We start from the raw sequence: 17313 nt of genomic DNA, 5'->3' as shown, positions 1-17313 counted from the left end.
GTTTCCATGAACGACGCATCCTCATACGTGCCGCCGGACGTGTGGACCTGGCACAAGGCCAACGGCGGCCGTTTCGCCAACATCAACCGCCCCGTGTCCGGTGCCACGCACGAGAAGGATCTGCCCGTGGGGCGTCACCCCCTGCAGCTGTATTCGCAAGGCACGCCCAACGGCGTGAAAGTGACGGTGATGCTCGAGGAGCTGCTGGCCGCGGGCCATGCCGGTGCGGAGTACGACGCCTGGTTGATCCGCATCAACGAAGGCGACCAGTTCGGCAGCGGTTTCGTCGAGGTGAATCCCAATTCGAAGATCCCCGCGCTGGTCGATCGCAGCGGCACCGAGCCGGTGCGGATTTTCGAGTCCGGGGCGATCCTCGTTTATCTCGCGGAGACGTTTGGAGCGTTCCTGCCGACGTCCGCCGCGGCGCGTGCCGAATGCCTTGCATGGCTGTTCTGGCAGGTGGGTTCGGGCCCCTACCTGGGGGGCGGATTCGGTCACTTCTACGCTTACGCGCCGACGAAGATCGAATACGCCATCGACCGGTTTGCGATGGAAACCAAACGGCAGCTCGACGTGCTGGACAAGCGCCTGGCCGTGAGCCGCTACATCGCCGGCGACGACTACACCATCGCCGACATGGCGATCTGGCCGTGGTACGGCGCGCTGGTGAAGGGTTGGATCTACGGCGACGCCGCGCGCTTTCTCTCGGTGCACGACTACACGCACCTGTCGCGCTGGGTCGAGGACGTGGGTTCGCGGCCGGCCGTGCAGCGCGGGCGACTGGTGAACCGTACCACGGGCGAGCCGGCGCTGCCCGAGCGCCACGACGCCACCGACTTCGACGGGCTCGTCTGAGGTAGCAGGCCGCGGGCACGGCCGATGCCCGCGCCCGCGGTCGTGGCGGTTACGAGCGCCCGATGCTCGACGATACCTCCCAGATATCCACGCCGCCGTCGCGCGCGTGGCGGTCGATCTGGGCGAGTTCCTCCGCACTGAAATCCAGGTGGCGGACCGCGTCCAGCGAGTCGTCGAGCTGTTCCACGGTGCGCGCGCCGATCAGCGAGGAGGTGACGCGCGGGTCGCGCAGGGTCCAGGCGATGGCCATCTGCGCGAGGGTCTGGCCGCGGCGGTGGGCGATGTCGTTGAGGGCGCGGATGTGGGTGAGGTTCTGCTCGGTGAGCATGGCCGAGGTCAACGAGCCCTCGCGTCCCGCACGGGCATCGGCGGGCACGCCGTCGAGGTACTTGGACGTGAGCATGCCCTGCGCGAGCGGGGAGAACGCGATGCAGCCGGTGCCCAACTCGCCCAGTACGTCGAGCAGGCCGCGTTCGATGTCGCGGTTGAGCATCGAGTAGTTGGGCTGGTGGATGAACAGCGGCACGTTTTCGCTGGCCAGAATGCGCGCCGCCTCCCGGGTGAGTTCGGGCGAATACGACGAAATGCCCACGTAGAGCGCCTTGCCCTGGCGGTGCAGGTGGATCAACGCGCCCATCGTTTCGTCCAGCGGGGTGTCCGGATCGACACGGTGCGAATAAAAGATGTCGACGTAGTCCAGGCCCATGCGGCGCAGGCTCTGTTCACAACTGGCGATCAGATGCTTGCGCGTACCCGTTGGCCCACCGTAGGGGCCCGGCCACATGTCCCAACCCGCCTTGGTCGAAATCACCAGTTCGTCGCGATGCGGGCGGAAGTCCTGCGCCATCCAGCGACCGAAATGGTCTTCGGCCGAACCGAACGGCGGTCCGTAGTTGTTGGCGAGGTCGAAGTGCGTCACGCCCCGGTCGAACGCGCGGCGGAGGATGGCGCGGCCGGTCTCGAAGCGGTCGACGCCGCCGAAGTTCTGCCACAGGCCCAGTGAAATGGCCGGCAGCACGAGGCCGCTACGACCCACGCGGCGGTAAGGCATGCGCCCGTCGTAGCGATCGGGGTGGGCGAGATAGGTCATGGGTCCGCTCCGTTGCCGAGGAAAAGCCGGAAGCCTAACCAGCCGATGCGCGGCTTGCCTACGGCAGCGGTGGACTCTGGCGCAACGGCGGCATGCCATTAGTGAACGTGACACCCGATCGGGTTCACGAAGGCTTGTGTCGGGCGGGGATGATCCCATAGTCATCGGATTCCCTTTTCGGAGCCGTTCCATGCCCCAGCCGGTGCTCTTTACCCCTCTCAAGGCCCGCCATCTCGAACTGGCCAATCGCATCGCGATCGCCCCGATGTGCCAGTACTCGGCGGAAAACGGCCGGATGACCGACTGGCACACGATCCACCTGGGCCAGCTCGCTCTCTCGGGTGCGGCGTTGCTGACCATCGAAGCCAGCGCCGTGCTGCCGGAGGGGCGCATCACTCACGCCGACGTGGGCCTGTGGGACGACGACACCGAAGCGGCCATGCGGCGGACGCTCGACGCGGTGCGGGGATGGTCGACCATGCCGATCGGCATCCAGCTCGCCCATGCCGGACGCAAGGCCTCGACGAACGTGCCGTGGGTCGGCGGCAAGCAGATCGCGCCCGATGCGCCGCATGGGTGGCAGACGGTGGCGCCGTCCGCGCTGCCCTATGCCGAGGGCGAACATCCGCCGACGGCGCTCGACCGCCAGGGCATGGATCGCATCCGTGATGCCTTCGCCGACGCGGCACGGCGCTCGGCGCGCCTGGGCCTGGACTTCGTACAGATCCACGCTGCCCACGGCTACCTGTTGCACCAGTTCCTCTCGCCGCTGTCGAACCAGCGTACCGACGACTACGGCGGTTCGCTCGACAACCGCATGCGTTTCCCCCTGGAAGTCTTCGACGCCGTTCGTGCGGCGTTCCCGGCCGACAAGCCCGTGACGGTGCGGGTGTCCGCCGAGGACTGGGTCGATGGCGGCTGGGACACCGAACAGACCATCGCCTTCGCCAGGGCGCTGGAAGCGCGAGGTTGCGACGCCATCCACGTGTCGTCCGCGGGGCTGCACGAAAAGCAAAAAATCACCGTGGCGCCTGGCTACCAGGTGCCTTTCGCGCGTGCGATCAAGGCCGCGGTGTCGATGCCGGTGGTGGCCGTGGGCCTGATTACCGACCCCCACCACGCCGAGGCGATCGTCGCCAACGGCGACGCGGACATGATCGCGCTGGCCCGGGGCATCCTCTACGACCCGCGGTGGCCGTGGCATGCCGCCGCCACGCTTGGGGCCTCGGTGCTTGCGCCCAAGCAATACCTGCGTTGCCAGCCGTCCGGCCTGCGTGACCTGTTCACCAACGACGGCGCCAGCGCGTCGCCGCACTGGACGCGCACGGACGACGGTCGCTACGTCTGAGACTTCGGCGGAGCCGGACGGTAAACTGGCGGCCCTTCCTGGAGACCGCCATGCCTGCACCGGCTCCGCCCGCCTCGCGGGCCGCCCCCGTGGATCGCGAACTAGCGCGTTGCGCCTGGGCGGGCAGCGACCCGCTCTATGCGCATTACCACGATGTCGAATGGGGCGTGCCCCTGCATGACGCGCGGATGCTCTGGGAGCAGCTGATGCTCGAGGGCTTCCAGGCCGGCCTGTCCTGGATCACGATCCTGCGCAAGCGCGACGCCTTTCGCGAGGCGTTCGATGGGTTCGACCCGGCGCGCGTGGCGCGCTTCGGCGAGAAGGACATCCTCCGCCTGCTCGACAATCCCGGCATCGTCCGGTCGCGCGCCAAGATCGAAGCCACGATCCAGGGAGCACGCATCTACCAGGCGATGGCCGATGCGGGCGAGGATTTCGACCGTTACTGCTGGTCATTCACCGAGGGAAAGACCTTGCGCGGCAACGGCCGTGACGTGCCCGCGCAGACACCCCTGTCGGCCACGATCTCGCGCGACATGAAACAACGTGGCTTTAAGTTTGTCGGACCGACGATCGTCTACGCCTGGATGCAGGCCGTGGGCATCGTGGACGACCACCTGCGCTCGTGCTTCCGATACAGCGGGCGCCATTGATGGACGGATTCTCCGAGGTCGATCACGCCTTCATGGCACGCGCGCTGGCCCTGGCCGAACATGCGCGGGACGCCGAGGGCGAGGTGCCGGTGGGCGCGGTGCTGGTGATGGACGGGCGCATCGTCGGCGAAGGCTGGAATCGCAACATCGGCCTCAACGATCCCACCGCGCACGCGGAGATCCAGGCCCTGCGCGCGGCGGGGCAGGCGGTGTCCAATTACCGTTTTCCGGGCGCCACCCTGTATGTCACCCTGGAGCCGTGCACGATGTGCGCCATGGCGATGATCCATGCCCGCGTGGGCCGCGTGGTCTATGGCGCCACCGATCCGAAGACGGGCGCCGCCGGCAGTGTGTTCGATACCCTGGTATCGCCGTTGCACAATCACCGCGTGGAGGTCGTAGGCGGGCTTCGCGCGGATGAGGCGGGCGACATGCTGCGCCGGTTTTTTCGCGCGCGGCGCTGACCGCCCGCATTACACCGCGTAAGGGGCGAGCGCCTGGGCCACGCCTTCGTCGATCTTGAGGTCGATCAGGGCATCCGCGCGCGTGACGCCGCGGTTGATCGAGGCGATGGGCAGGCCGCGCCGAGAGGCTTCGAGCACGAAGCGATACCCGGAATACACCATCAGCGACGAACCGACGACGAGCACGCCGTCGGCGCGTTCGAGGTGGGACCACGCGGTATCCACGCGCGCCCTCGGTACGTTTTCGCCGAAAAAGACCACGTCGGGCTTGAGGATACCGCCGCAGATGGTGCACTCAGGTATCCGGTAGGTCGAGAAATCGACGTGGTCGAGGTCGGCGTCGCCGTCGGGTGCGACCGTCGCGTTGAGTGCGAGCCAGTCGGGGTTGGCCGCTTCGAGCCGGGTCTGCATGGCGTCGCGTGAGGTGATGTCCCCGCATTGCATGCAGCGAACCCGATCGAGCCGTCCATGCAGGTCGACCACGTTGAGGCTGCCGGCTTTCTCGTGCAGGCCGTCGACATTCTGGGTAAGCAACAACTCGACGCGGCCGGCGCGCTCCAGGGCGGCGAGCGCGCGATGGGCGACGTTGGGCGACACGCTGGCGAAGTGCCGCCAGCCGATCATGCCGCGGGCCCAGTAGCGGGCCCGTGCCGGGGGCCCGCTCATGAACGCCTGCAGCGTCATGGGTGGGCGGCGTTTCCACGCGCCGTTGCCGTCACGGTAGTCGGGAATGCCCGAGTCGGTGCTGATGCCCGCACCGGTGATCACGAACAGCCGCGGATGCGCCTCGATGTAGGTGCGTAGCGTCGGATCGGCGGGGGCGGCGGCGGGCTGGCTCACGGGGGGTGACTATATCCGATGGGTGCCGACGTGCGCGCGAAGGGTGTCGAGCACGCGGCCCGCGTCGTGGCCGAAACGCCGGATGGCATTGTCGATCCATTCGCTGCGACCGTGGTCGAGATCGGCCTCGAGGGTGAGCCCGACCCGCGCCAGGTCGGTGGCCTCGGCCATGCCCAGCACGCCGGCCACGCGATGCAGCCAGGTCTGCAGATCGGCGACGCCGCCCTCGGCCAGCAAGGCGTCGAGCGAACGGATGTCACGGACGAGGGCATCTTCGAGAGCGTCGACCAGCTTCTGGAGCGACGCGTCGCCGCCGAGCGTCGTTCGCAGGGCGGTCACGTCGACGTCGACGCCGCGGGGCGGCAGGCTGAACGCCAGTTCGGCGATCAGGTGACGCCGGTGGCGCTCGTCGCTCTCGTTGTAGAACGCGCCGCCGAGCGCTTCGAGCAGGGCGATGGCCTCGCCGAAGGTGGATGCGTCGGCGGGCGTCGCGTCGCCGAAGACCGTGACGGTGAAATGCACCAGCTGGCTGCGCGCGTCGTCGCCGACCACGTCGACGCTGAGGCTCACCCGTTTCGCCGTCGTCACCTGCATCGCATGGGCGATCAGCCGCTCGAGCACGGCGCCGAAGGCGCCGAACGGACCGCGAAGGTCGATCGCCAGCGCGGGATCGACGTCGAGCGTGAGAATGACATCCATGCGGCGGGCGAGCGGCGTGAATCGGCGTCCGACACGGCGTAGCAGGTCGGGAAGCGACGTCGCGCGGTGGATCCGCGCCCGGTGCCGCCCATAAGCGCGCATGCCGGCGGTCAACGACGCCTCCAGCCGGGAAAGCAGTGACATGATCGGTTCGCGTATGTTCAACTCGTCGCCCCGCGTGGTAAGCCGGCGAGCGACGCGGCGTGGAATGGATCGGTTCTGGAGAAGGGATTACTCATGGCTTATCGCGTCATCCTGGCTGACGACCACCCGGTGGTGCTCAAGGGGCTCACCCTGGCGTTGACCAAGGACCGGGTCGCCGAGGTGGTGGGAGAAGCGCAGTCGCCGAACGCGCTGCTTTCGTTGCTGGGGGAGACCGCCTGCGACGCGCTCGTGACCGACTTCAGCATGCCTGGGCACGAGGACGACGGCCTGCGTTTGCTGGCGGAGGTGAAGCGTCGCCATCCCGCCTTGCCGACGATGGTGATCACGACGGTGGTCAACCCCGCGCTTTATCGCGAGATGCTCGCCACGGGCGTCATGGCGCTGGTGGGCAAGACCGGCGACGCCCGGGAGATTCCGGAGGCGTTCGTATCGATGATGTCGCAAAGCGTCTACCTCGGTTCGTCGGTGCGTGAGCTGCTCAGGCGGCCGTCCCGCGTGAGCGCCCGGGACGGGAGCTGGGGCACGCTGACGGCGTTGTCGCCACGGGAGTTGGAAGTGCTGCAGTTGTTCGCGGCCGGGCAAAATGTTTCCGAGATCGCCCGGGCGACCGGCCGGGGACTGTCGACGGTGAGCCAGCAGAAGACCAACGCGATGCGCAAGCTCGGGCTGGGCACGGACACCGAGGTGTACGAGTACGTCGACTACCTCCAGTTGCCGAAGCCATCCGACTCCGGCTCACCACGATAGCCGCCGCAGGCGTCGCGGGACATGGAAGAAATCTCAAATACGCGTCGGTCTTGCACGCCAGGTTGACGTCGCAGTCAGGTAAGCGACCTACAATGCGTCCGCTATGCGCCATGGGGCGCGTTCGAGGAGATCGCTTCGGTGAGTACGCATACCAGCCCGCTGGCGGGCAAGCCGGCGACGGACGGCAAGCTCGTGGATCTGGGCGCCCTGACGGCGGCCTACGTCGACCTGCGCCCCGATCCGTCCGTGCCCGAACAACGGGTGGTCTTCGGCACCTCGGGGCACCGTGGCTCGTCCTTCGAGCGCTCGTTCAACGAGTGGCACGTGCTGGCCGTGGTCCAGGCCATCTGCGACTACCGTCGGCAGGTCGGTGTGACCGGCCCGGTCTACGTGGGCATCGACACCCACGCGCTCTCGCAGCCCGCGTTCGAGAGCACGCTGGAAGTGCTCGCCGCCAACGGCGTGGAGACCTTCGTCTCCACCGACGGGGAATACACGCCGACCCCGGCGGTCTCCCACGCCATCCTGGCGCATAACCGCGGGCTCGAGACCGGACAGGCCGATGGCATCGTCATCACGCCGTCCCACAACCCACCCGACAGCGGTGGCATCAAGTACAACCCGCCGCATGGCGGCCCCGCCGATACCGATGCCACTTCGTGGATCGCCCGGCGCGCCAACGAACTCATCGAAGGCGGGTTGCGCGAGGTGCGGCGCATGCCATTCGCGCAGGCGATGAAGGCCTCTACCACGCACGCGTTCGATTTTCTCCAGCGCTACGTCGGCGACCTGGGCGATGCGCTCGACCTGGAGATCGTTCGCGCCAACGGTGTGCGCATGGGCGTGGATCCCCTCGGCGGCGCGGGCGTGCACTACTGGAGCGCCATCGGCGAACGGTATGGCCTGCACCTGACCGTGGTCAGCGAGACGGTGGACAAGACCTTCGCCTTCATGTCACTGGACTGGGACGGCAAGGTCCGCATGGATCCGTCCTCGGCCTACGCGATGCAGCGCCTGATCGGGCTGAAGGATCGCTTCGACGTGGCCTTCGCCTGCGACACCGACCATGACCGTCATGGCGTGGTGGCGCCGAGCATGGGCCTGCTGCCGGCCAACCATTACCTGGCGACCGCGGCGTGGTACCTCTTCCAGAACCGTCCGGGCTGGCGTCCTGACGCTGCCGTGGGCAAGACCGCGGTGAGCACCGGCCTGATTGATCGCGTCGCCGCGCACCTGGGCCGTCCGCTGCGGGAAGTGCCTGTGGGATTCAAGTATTTCGTCTCGGGCCTCTTCGACGGCAGCCTCGGCTTCGGATGCGAGGAAAGCGCCGGCGCGTCGTTCCTGGCGAAGGACGGGTCGCCGTGGTCGACCGACAAGGACGGCATCGTCGCCGCGTTGCTCGCGGGAGAAATGACCGCGCGCATCGGCCGCGATCCGGGCGAGATCTACCGCGAGATCACCGGCAAACTCGGCGACCCGGCCAATGCGCGCATCGACGCACCGGCCAGCCACGCGCAGAAACAGAAACTGTCCCGGCTCGATCCGGCCCAGGTGACCTCGCGCACGCTGGCCGGCGATCCCGTCGTCGGCGTGATCAACCAGGCCGATGGCCAGCCCATCGGTGGCATCAAGGTGATGTCGGCGCAGGCATGGTTCGCGGCGCGACCGTCCGGCACCGAAGACATCTACAAGGTGTACGGCGAGAGCTTCCGCGGCCAGGCGCATCTTGAGCTGGTGCTCAAGGAAGCCCAGCAGATGGTGGACGCCTCGCTGGCCTGATTTCCGCCGCCGGTGTTCGTGTGCCCGCTATCATGGCGGGCATCCGTTCGACGAGTCATCCCCATGTCGTCTTCCTCCCCTCCCTTGCGCGTGCTGGTCGGCTCGCGCAATCCGGTCAAGATCGCCGCCGTGCGGAATGCCCTCACACCGCTTTTTCCTGGGCGTGACGTGGCCTGCGAGGGCGTGTCCGCACCATCCGGCGTGCCTGACCAGCCGATGACCTCCGCGCAGACTCGCGAGGGCGCCCTGAACCGGTTGAACGTCTGCCGTCAATCCGGAGAAGCCGACTTTTACGTGGCGCTCGAGGGAGGCGTCGACGTGACTGTCGACGGTCCGGGCACCTTCGGGTACGTCGCCATCGCCCACGGTGACCGGGTGTCGGTCGGATGCAGCGCCTGGCTGCCGCTGCCGCCCGTGGTCTACGAAGCGCTGCTCGACGGTGACGAACTGGGGACGGTCATGGACCGTCTCTTCGGCACCGTCAACATCAAGCAGCAGGGCGGCGCCATTGGCCTGGTGACCAACGGCCATGCCACCCGCGAGAGCGCGTACACGCAGGCCCTGGTGCTCGCGATGGCGCCCTTCCTGCATCCGGCCCTTTACGGCGTCGTCGACGATTGACGCGGTGGCGGCCGGCGAGCGGCCGCCACCGCGATCCGTCAGCGCATGCCGCCAGCGACGAACAGCAGCTCGCCGGTGAGCCAGCGTGCATCGTCGGAGGCCAGGAAGGTGACGACCGACGCGATGTCGTCCGGCTGGCCGATACGGCCCAGCGGCGTCTGCGCCACGAGCGCGTTCTGGAAGTCCGAACCGATGAAGCCGGCGCTGTTGGTGCCTTCGGTCTCGACCATGCCCGGGTTCACCGAATTGACGCGGATGCCGCGCGGGCCGAGTTCGCGGGATAGCACGCCGGTGATCGCGTCGACGGCGCCCTTCGTGGCGGAGTAGACGAGGCTGGCCTCCGGCGTAAGGCGCGTCACGGACGAGCCGATGTTGACGATGCTGCCACCTTCGCCGAGGTGGGCGGCGGCGGCCTGGCTCACGTAGATCAGGCCGCGCACGTTGACGTCGAAGGTGCGCTCGTAGTGCGTGTCGTCGATGTCGCCCAACGGACGGAACTCATAGACGCCGGAGTTGTTCACCAGCACGTCGAGCCGGCCGAACGTCTTGATGGCGGCGTCCACCAGGGCCTGGGCCTCGGCTTTCTTCGACACATCGCCGCCCACGGCGATGGCCTTGCCGCCGGCCGCTTCGATCTCGGCCACCACCTTGTCGGCGCCGGCCTTGCTCGAGGCGTAGTTGACCACCACCGAGGCGCCGGCGGCGGCGAGCGAACGGGCGATCGCCGCGCCGATACCCTTCGACGCGCCGGTCACCAGGGCGACCTTGTTCTGCAGCTTGCTCATGAGGAGATTCCTGTTTGTTGGGATGTGGACCCGCTTGCGGCGCAGGCCGCGGAAGGGGAGACCGCGAGCGGCCTGTGCCAAGGGATGGGGACGCCCGGCGCAGGGAGTCATAGCCCGTGGTTCAAAACATCTTTGACCATCGCTCACGATTGAAGCGCCCGCGAGGTGCTTGAAAGCGAGCGCATGCCCCTCATCCATGGACGATGCCGCGGCGCCCGCCGTGGTTCTTCCGATCGCTGGAACCCCCTGCATGAGCCACATCGCTGCTTCCGAACGGGTCGACACCTTCGACTACGTGATTTTTGGCGCCACCGGCGACCTCACCATGCGCAAGCTGTTGCCGGCGCTCTATCGCCGCTTTGCCGCCGGGCAGGTCCCGGACGACGCGCGGATCGTGGGCACGGCCCGTTCCCCGCTCGACGACAAGGCCTGGCGCGAGCGTGCGCGCCAGGCGCTGGGTGAGCACGTGAACGATGCCGATTCGTCCGTGGTCGACCGTTTCCTTGCGATGCTGCGTTACGTGAGCCTCAACGGCGCCGACGCAAACGCCCATTGGGACGGGCTGCGTTCGCTGCTCGACCGCGACGACCGCGTGCGGGTGTTCTACCTCGCCACCGCCCCGGCGCTCTACGGTGACATTGCGCGAAACCTCGACGCGAAGGGGCTGCGCACCGAGACGTCGCGCATCGTGCTGGAGAAGCCGATCGGTACCGACCTGGATACCGCGCGTCGCGTCAACGAGGACGTCGGCCGCTATTTTCCCGAGAACAGCATCTTCCGCATCGATCATTACCTGGGCAAGGAAGCCGTGCAGAACATCATTGCGTTGCGTTTCGCCAACCCGATGCTGGAGCGCATGTGGGATCGCCAATCGGTGGATTACGTGCAGGTGACCGCGGCCGAGACGGTCGGTCTGGAGGGCCGTGGCGGTTATTACGACGGGTCGGGCGCGTTGCGCGACATGATCCAGAACCACCTGCTGCAGGTGCTCACCGTGGTAGCGATGGAGCGGCCGGTCTCGCTCGACGCGGATGCCCTGCGTGACGAGAAGGTGCGGGTGCTGGCATCGCTCAAGCCGCTTGACCGCGACGACCTGGGCGCCAGCGTGGTGCGCGGCCAGTACGTCGAGGGCACCAGCGGCGGGAAGGCGGTGCCCGCGTACAACGATGAACTCGACGGCGAGGCGCCCAGCCGCACCGAAACCTTCGTCGCCCTGCGCGCCGAGATCGACAACGCGCGCTGGCGCGGCGTGCCGTTCTACCTCCGCTCGGGCAAGCGCCTGCCGCGCAAGCTGACCGAGATCGTGGTCCAGTTCCGCGCTACGGAGCCCGGCCTGTTCGGGGACGGGCATACCGGCAGCCGCCTGGTGATCCGGGTGCAGCCGGACGCGAGCGTCACCCTCCCGCTGTTCGTTAAGCACCCGGGCAATGGGTTCGCGCTTGAGGAGGCCGATGCGTCGTCGCGCTTGGACCCGGGTGCCGCCGGTGGCTTCCAGGATGCCTACGAGGGGCTGCTGCTCGACGCGGTGAAGGGCAATCCGGCGCTGTTCGTGCGCAAGGACGAAACCGAGGCCGCCTGGGCCTGGGTCACGCCGATCCTGGAGGCGTGGCAGCGTGATGAGGGCGGCCCCGACGCCTATGAAGCGGGCACCTGGGGCCCGGCCTCCGCCCGGCATATGCTCCAGCGGGAAGGGCATGCCTGGGCCGAGGACGCCGCGGCGTAACGGCAGGGTGGGCGGCCATGCCGGCCGCCCATTGCATCTGGCATTCCCGGCCGCATTATCGGGGGAGTTTCCCGTCCCTACCGGAGCGCCTGATGGCCACCTACGGCAAGACCCCCGACGCCCTCGCGAAGCTCACGCCCGAACAGTTCCGCGTGACCCAGCAAAACGGCACCGAGCGTCCGTTCCACAACGCGTTCCACGATGCGAAGGATGCCGGGCTCTACGTCGACGTCGTCTCCGGCGAGCCGCTGTTCACCTCGCTCGACAAGTTCGACAGCGGCTGCGGCTGGCCCAGTTTCACCCGTCCGGTGGAGAGCGCCCACGTGAAGGAACTGCACGACGGCAGCCACGGCATGATCCGCACCGAGGTCCGTTCCGCGCATGGCGACAGCCACCTGGGGCACGTCTTTCCCGACGGTCCGCGCGATCGGGGTGGCCTGCGTTACTGCATCAACTCGGCGTCGCTGCGTTTCATTCCCGTGGCCGATCTGGACAAGGAAGGCTACGGCGACTACGTCAAGCTGTTCGGGGGTGAGGCATGAGCGAGAAGGCGATTCTGGCCGGCGGTTGTTTCTGGGGCATGCAGGACCTCATCCGCAAGCAGCCCGGGGTGATCGCCACCCGGGTGGGCTACACGGGCGGCGACGTGCCCAACGCCACCTACCGTCACCACGGCACCCATGCGGAAGCCATCGAGATCGAATTCGATCCGGCAAAGACCAGTTATCGCAAGATGCTTGAGTTCTTCTTCCAGATTCACGATCCGACCACGCTCAACCGCCAGGGCAACGATGTCGGCATGAGCTATCGGTCAGCCATCTTCTACCTCGACGAGGCTCAGAAAACCGAAGCGGAAAACACCATCGCCGACGTCAACGCCTCCGGACTGTGGCCTGCCAAGGTGGTCACCGAGGTCGCGCCGGCCGGTCCGTTCTGGGAAGCCGAGCCTGAGCACCAGGACTACCTCGAACGCTACCCCAACGGCTACACCTGCCACTTCATCCGGCCGGACTGGGTGCTGCCTCGCCGTCCGGTTTGACCAAGCGCGAGGTTGATCGTCTTACGACCTCGCCGATACGTCATGGCGAGCAACGTTCCGATGTAACGCGCTCGCGCTAACCCATGGCATCGCGGCGGGTCCCGGCCTGCGCCGGGACGACGGTTGGGGGCGTCGCACCGGCGATCGGGTCCCCTCTACGCCGAACGACGGTCGCCCCGCAGTCCCGGCACATCCAGCAACGCGGGCATGCGGTCGATCACGGCCAGCGCGCCGACGCCGTGGAGATCGAGTGACTTGTGGTAGCCGTAACTCACCATCACCACGGGCACGCCGGCATCGTGGGCCGCCAGCACGTCGCTTTCCGAATCGCCCACCATCACCACGCGGTCGAGCGATACGCCGGCCACGGTGGCCAGATGCTTGAGCGGCACGCCGCTGGGCTTGCGCTCGGGCAGGGTGTTGCCGCCGACGATGCCGTCGATGTAACGCATCATGCCGCGGGCCTCGAGCAGCGGGCGCACGAATTCCTCGTTCTTGTTGGTGCACACGGCGAGTTTGATCCCGCGCTCGTGCAACGCCTCCAGCGTATCGACCACGCCCTCGTACGCGATGCCGTCCAGGGCCGTCTCGGCGTAGTGCCCGAGGAAGCCCGGCATCACGTCGTCGATATCGGCATCGCTGCCCGCGTGTTGGAACGCGTAGGTGATGAGCTTGCGTGAGCCTTCGCCCACCCAGCCGGTGATGGTGGGCACATCATAGGTGGGCAGCTTCCAGTCACGGAGCGTGCGGTTCACGGCGTCGGCGATGTCGGCCGCGCTGTCCACGAGCGTGCCGTCGAGGTCGAAGATGACCAGGGAGAAAGAAGACATGGAGGGCTCCGGGGCAGGGCGCCCGATTCTAGCCGGGTTGCAGGCCTTGCCTGAGGAGGGCGACGGCGTGCCGTGCGATGTCCGCGGGCGTGACGTGCCCACGCACGGGATCGCCATGCCATCGCCGTGACGCCGTCATCGGCAGCACGGTGAGGCTGAGCACGGTGCCCATCAGCAGCGCGGGGTCGAGGTGGGGGTTGAGTTTGCCCTGGGACTGCCAGCGGCGGATGGTCTCGATCAGGCGGATAGGGCGTTCCTCGTCCCCGAAGCGACGGCGGATGTGCTCCTTGAAGACGTGGCTGTCGCTGATCATCTCGCCGAAGATCACCGGTCCCACCCAGCGATGTTCGCCGGCCAGCTCGACGAAGCGCTCGGCCAGTTCGGTGAAGGCATCGACCGGGTCGTCCGCGTGCGATTCGAAGATGCCGCCGATGCGCTGGCGCATGGGCAAGATGTGCTCATCGTAGACCGCATCGAACAACTGCTCGCGGGTCTTGAAATAGTAGTGCACGGCGGCTGGTGTCATGCCGGCCTCGCGGGCGATGGACGCGAGCGTGGTCTCGGCGAAGCCCTTGTACGCGAACAAGCCCAGGGCGATCTCGATCAGGCGCTGGCGCTGGTCGGGACCGTCGGGCCGTGAAGGCGGTCGGCCGGGGCGCCGGCCGCGACGTGGGATGGAATCGACCACGGGTTCTCCAGGGGAAGACACAACCGGTCATGCATAGCACGGGCGACGGCCCATTGACGATGGCCGACGTTGACGCATATATTAAATCATCACTTAATTAATTTTAGCGAGCCGCCGTGTCTTCTTCAACGCCCGCGACCGCGACGCCGTCGTTGCGCCTCCTGTTTCCCGCCCTGATGCTCGCGATGCTGCTGGCGGCCCTCGACCAGACGATCGTGTCGACGGCGTTGCCAACCATCGTCGGCGAGATGGGTGGGTTCGACCAGCTCTCCTGGGTGGTCACGTCCTACCTGCTGACATCGACCGTGGTCGTGCCCCTGTACGGCAAGTTCGGCGACCTCTATGGCCGCAAGGTCGTGCTGCAGACCGCCATCGGCATCTTCCTCGTCGGTTCGGTGCTGTGCGGCGTGGCCCAGGACATGACCCAGCTCATCCTCATGCGCGCCCTGCAGGGGCTGGGTGGCGGCGGACTGCTGGTGGTGACCATGGCGGCGATCGGTGACGTCATTCCACCGGCCGAACGCGGCCGTTACCAGGGCCTGTTCGTCGGCGTCTACGGCCTGGCGACGGTGATCGGCCCGCTGATGGGCGGTTTCATGGTCGACCATCTCTCCTGGCGATGGATCTTCTACGTCAACCTGCCGTTGGGCGTGCTGTCGCTGATGGTGATCGCCACGGCCTTCCATCCGCACGTGAGCCACGTAAGGCACCGCATCGACTACTGGGGCGCCGGCTGGCTCACGCTCGCGTTGAGCTGCCTGATCCTGTTCACTACCGAAGGCGGCACGGTGCTGCCCTGGTCGTCGCCGCAGCTGTGGTTCGTCCTGGCCTTCGCGGTGGTGGGCGTCGTCGGCTTCGCCTACGAAGAAAGCGTGGCCGAGGAGCCGATCATTCCCCTGGCCCTGTTCCGTCATCGCACCTTCCTGCTGAGTTGCCTCATCGGCTTTTTCGTCGGCGCGGCGCTGTTCGGCTCCACCACCTTCCTGCCGCTTTACCTGCAGGTGGTCAAGGGCGTCTCGCCCACCGGTGCCGGTCTGCAACTGTTGCCTTTGATGGGCGGCGTGATGGTGAGTTCGATCGTCAGCGGTCGCGTGATCAGCCGCATCGGCCGCTACCGCTTTTTTCCGATCATCGGCACCTTCCTGGCGGCCGTGGCATTGATCCTCCTCGGCACCCTGCACGACGACACGCCGCTGGCGTTCCTCTACGCCTATGCCGCGTTGCTTGGCCTCGGCCTGGGCATGGTGATGCAGGTGCTCGTGCTGGCCACGCAGAACAGCGTGGACATGCGTCTGCTCGGCGTGGCCACGTCCGGTGTCACGCTGTTCCGCTCCATCGGCGGATCGCTGGGCGTGTCGATCTTCGGCGCGATCTTCAGCGACGGCCTCGCATCGCGCCTGGGCGAGCAGGCGGTGCAGGGGCGCCGTGGCATGGGGCCGGAGGCGCTGGCGAAGCTCCCGCCGGCCGCGCATGCCGCGTACACCCACGCGTTCGGTGCGTCGTTGCATACGGTCTATCACGTGGCGGCGGGCGTCATCGCCGTCGCGTTCGTCCTGGCCTGGGGCATGCGCGACGTGCCGCTGAGGCAGCACCGCCGCCCCGGTTAGCAGGGTGGGCCGTACGAATACGGACGATCGCTGTCCGTCGTCGTACGGTTTGCCGGGCGATACGTACGCGGCATCGCGGCCCAGCGCCTTGGCACGGCTCCTGCTATGTCACATCGCATGGACATCGCTCGCCCCGCCGTTCCGCTATTTCGCCGTCCCCGCACGCTCTGGCTCGCGGGTGCATCTGCCGCGCTGCTCGTCACGCTCGCCGCGACCTTGGCGATCGGCCAGGCCGCGCCCCATGTCGACCGCAACGACGTCTGGATCGGTACGGCGCAGTGGGGCCAGATGCAACGCGAGATCCGCGCCACGGGCACGCTTGTGCCAAAGCAGATCCGCTGGATCACCGCTGGCGCGGCGGCCACGGTGCAGCAGGTTGTGGTGGAGCCGGGCGCGCGCGTGCGGGCGGACACGGTGATCCTGCAACTGGTGAACCCCGAACTGCGGGCCAACCTCGAGAAGCAACGTGCCGCGCTGGCAGGCGCCGAGGCGGCCGTCGTCGCGCAGCGGGCGCTGCTTCGTTCGCAACGGCTGGATGCCGATGCCCTCCGTGCCCAGGCAAACGCCGACCTCCTGGTCGCCGACGTCCGGCGGATCGCGAACGAACGCGCCTTCGCGAAAGGGGCGTCGGCCGAGATCGACGTCGCGCAGAGCCGGATCACGGTGGCGCAGGATCGCAAGCGCCTCGCCATCCAGGACAAGCGCGTCGCGGCCATCCGCGCCAACGCCGATGCCCAACTGCGCGCCGAGGAGGCTCGCCGCGATGAAGCAGCCAGCGCGCTCGACATCGCCCGCCAGCAGGTCGAGTCCTTGAGCGTGCGGGCCGGTATCGACGGCATCCTCCAACAGGTGGAGGTCGAAGCCGGGCAGCAGATCGCCACGGGCGCAAAGCTCGCGCGCGTCGCCCGGCCCGACGAACTCATCGCCCGCCTGCAGGTGCCCGAGACCCTGGCCCGAGACGTGGCCCTCGACCTGCCCGTGGAGGTCGATACCCACGGGGGCCTTGCCCGGGGCCGCCTCGTGCGCGTCGACCCGTCGGTGCGCAACGGCAGCGTCACGGTCGACGTCGCGTTCGACGGCCCGTTGCCCGGTGGCGCACGGCCGGATCTCTCGGTGGACGGCCGCATCGTTCTCGGCACGCTGTCGCACGTGATCAGCGTAGGGCGTCCCTATGCCGCGACGCCCGATGGCCCCGGCACCCTGTTCGTGTTGCGTGGCAGCGACGACCGGGCGCACCGCGTACCCGTCCGTTTCGGCGTCATGTCGAGCGACCGGGCGGTGGTGCGCGAGGGCCTTCGCGCGGGCGACCGGGTGATCCTTTCGGACACGAGCCGGTGGAACGGCTACGACACGTTACGCTTACGCTAAGAGGGAGAGCGA

Annotated in this window: 18 protein-coding genes; 12 read left to right on the top strand and 6 right to left on the bottom strand. The window is 67.7% G+C overall.

The window, feature by feature from the left end:
* The first annotated feature begins 6 nt into the window (after positions 1-6).
* Positions 7-855: a glutathione-dependent disulfide-bond oxidoreductase gene (gene yghU, locus PI246_RS16575; RefSeq protein ID WP_320552431.1), complete on the top strand. Its 849-nt coding sequence runs from the start codon at positions 7-9 to the stop codon at positions 853-855.
* Positions 856-904: 49 nt separating this feature from the next.
* Here yghU and mgrA read toward each other — a convergent pair whose 3' ends face one another.
* On the bottom strand, positions 905-1945 hold the full coding sequence (gene mgrA / locus PI246_RS16570) for an L-glyceraldehyde 3-phosphate reductase (protein ID WP_320552430.1): 1041 nt from the start codon (positions 1943-1945) through the stop codon (positions 905-907).
* 190 nt (positions 1946-2135) lie between these two features.
* Between mgrA and PI246_RS16565 the strand changes: the two genes are divergently transcribed.
* The 3 genes from PI246_RS16565 to tadA are packed head-to-tail and all read left to right on the top strand — an operon-like array spanning position 2136 to position 4410.
* The gene (locus PI246_RS16565; RefSeq protein WP_320552429.1) at positions 2136-3293 is read left to right on the top strand and encodes an NADH:flavin oxidoreductase/NADH oxidase; all 1158 of its coding nucleotides are present in this window, start codon (positions 2136-2138) and stop codon (positions 3291-3293) included.
* A gap of 50 nt (positions 3294-3343) precedes the next feature.
* Complete coding sequence (locus PI246_RS16560; RefSeq protein WP_320552428.1) at positions 3344-3946, top strand: DNA-3-methyladenine glycosylase I; 603 nt, start codon at positions 3344-3346, stop codon at positions 3944-3946.
* Positions 3946-4410, top strand: coding sequence for a tRNA adenosine(34) deaminase TadA (gene tadA / locus PI246_RS16555; protein WP_320552427.1), 465 nt, complete (start codon positions 3946-3948; stop codon positions 4408-4410). Before PI246_RS16560 ends, tadA begins: the two co-directional genes overlap by 1 nt.
* Before the next feature lie 9 nt (positions 4411-4419).
* Here the strand turns inward: tadA and PI246_RS16550 are convergent, their stop codons facing one another.
* Together PI246_RS16550 and PI246_RS16545 are read right to left on the bottom strand one after the other, a co-directional pair.
* A complete protein-coding gene (locus tag PI246_RS16550; protein ID WP_320552426.1) occupies positions 4420-5250 on the bottom strand; it encodes an NAD-dependent protein deacetylase in 831 nt (276 codons plus the stop codon).
* A gap of 9 nt (positions 5251-5259) precedes the next feature.
* Positions 5260-6093 carry a hypothetical protein gene (locus PI246_RS16545; protein WP_320552425.1) on the bottom strand — a complete coding sequence of 278 codons (834 nt, stop codon included), beginning with the start codon at positions 6091-6093 and terminating at the stop codon, positions 5260-5262.
* Positions 6094-6186: 93 nt separating this feature from the next.
* Between PI246_RS16545 and PI246_RS16540 the strand changes: the two genes are divergently transcribed.
* From PI246_RS16540 to yjjX, 3 genes are all read left to right on the top strand, one after another.
* The gene (locus PI246_RS16540) at positions 6187-6861 is read left to right on the top strand and encodes a response regulator transcription factor (protein WP_320552424.1); all 675 of its coding nucleotides are present in this window, start codon (positions 6187-6189) and stop codon (positions 6859-6861) included.
* 138 nt (positions 6862-6999) lie between these two features.
* Entirely contained in the window at positions 7000-8640 is a 1641-nt protein-coding gene (pgm, locus tag PI246_RS16535) for a phosphoglucomutase (alpha-D-glucose-1,6-bisphosphate-dependent) (protein ID WP_320552423.1), read from the top strand.
* A gap of 63 nt (positions 8641-8703) precedes the next feature.
* Complete coding sequence (yjjX, locus tag PI246_RS16530; protein WP_320552422.1) at positions 8704-9261, top strand: inosine/xanthosine triphosphatase; 558 nt, start codon at positions 8704-8706, stop codon at positions 9259-9261.
* 38 nt (positions 9262-9299) lie between these two features.
* On the opposite strand, the gene PI246_RS16525 is transcribed toward yjjX, so the two are convergent.
* Entirely contained in the window at positions 9300-10046 is a 747-nt protein-coding gene (locus PI246_RS16525) for a glucose 1-dehydrogenase (RefSeq protein WP_320552421.1), read from the bottom strand.
* 250 nt (positions 10047-10296) lie between these two features.
* Between PI246_RS16525 and zwf the strand changes: the two genes are divergently transcribed.
* The 3 genes from zwf (at position 10297) to msrA (ending at position 12808) form a co-directional block, all read left to right on the top strand.
* Complete coding sequence (gene zwf, locus PI246_RS16520; RefSeq protein ID WP_320552420.1) at positions 10297-11769, top strand: glucose-6-phosphate dehydrogenase; 1473 nt, start codon at positions 10297-10299, stop codon at positions 11767-11769.
* Positions 11770-11861: 92 nt separating this feature from the next.
* Positions 11862-12311 (top strand): peptide-methionine (R)-S-oxide reductase MsrB, encoded by a 450-nt coding sequence (msrB, locus tag PI246_RS16515; protein WP_320552419.1) that lies wholly within the window; start codon positions 11862-11864, stop codon positions 12309-12311.
* Entirely contained in the window at positions 12308-12808 is a 501-nt protein-coding gene (gene msrA, locus PI246_RS16510; protein WP_320552418.1) for a peptide-methionine (S)-S-oxide reductase MsrA, read from the top strand. The genes msrB and msrA overlap by 4 nt, the downstream gene beginning before the upstream one ends.
* 155 nt (positions 12809-12963) lie before the next feature.
* On the opposite strand, the gene PI246_RS16505 is transcribed toward msrA, so the two are convergent.
* Together PI246_RS16505 and PI246_RS16500 are read right to left on the bottom strand one after the other, a co-directional pair.
* Positions 12964-13638, bottom strand: coding sequence for an HAD hydrolase-like protein (locus PI246_RS16505; protein ID WP_320552417.1), 675 nt, complete (start codon positions 13636-13638; stop codon positions 12964-12966).
* A 28-nt stretch (positions 13639-13666) separates the two neighbouring features.
* Positions 13667-14326, bottom strand: coding sequence for a TetR/AcrR family transcriptional regulator (locus PI246_RS16500; RefSeq protein WP_320552416.1), 660 nt, complete (start codon positions 14324-14326; stop codon positions 13667-13669).
* Positions 14327-14442: 116 nt separating this feature from the next.
* Here PI246_RS16500 and PI246_RS16495 point away from each other — a divergent pair, with 116 nt between their 5' ends.
* A complete protein-coding gene (locus tag PI246_RS16495; RefSeq protein ID WP_320552415.1) occupies positions 14443-15933 on the top strand; it encodes an MDR family MFS transporter in 1491 nt (496 codons plus the stop codon).
* Positions 15934-16038: 105 nt separating this feature from the next.
* A complete protein-coding gene (locus PI246_RS16490; protein ID WP_320552414.1) occupies positions 16039-17301 on the top strand; it encodes an efflux RND transporter periplasmic adaptor subunit in 1263 nt (420 codons plus the stop codon).
* Positions 17302-17313: the final 12 nt, after the last annotated feature.

The organism is Luteibacter sahnii, assembly GCF_034063545.1.
Taxonomy (GTDB): domain Bacteria; phylum Pseudomonadota; class Gammaproteobacteria; order Xanthomonadales; family Rhodanobacteraceae; genus Luteibacter; species Luteibacter sahnii.
Note: the sequence above shows the minus strand (reverse complement) of the source record. Positions and strands in the feature narration are given on the sequence as shown.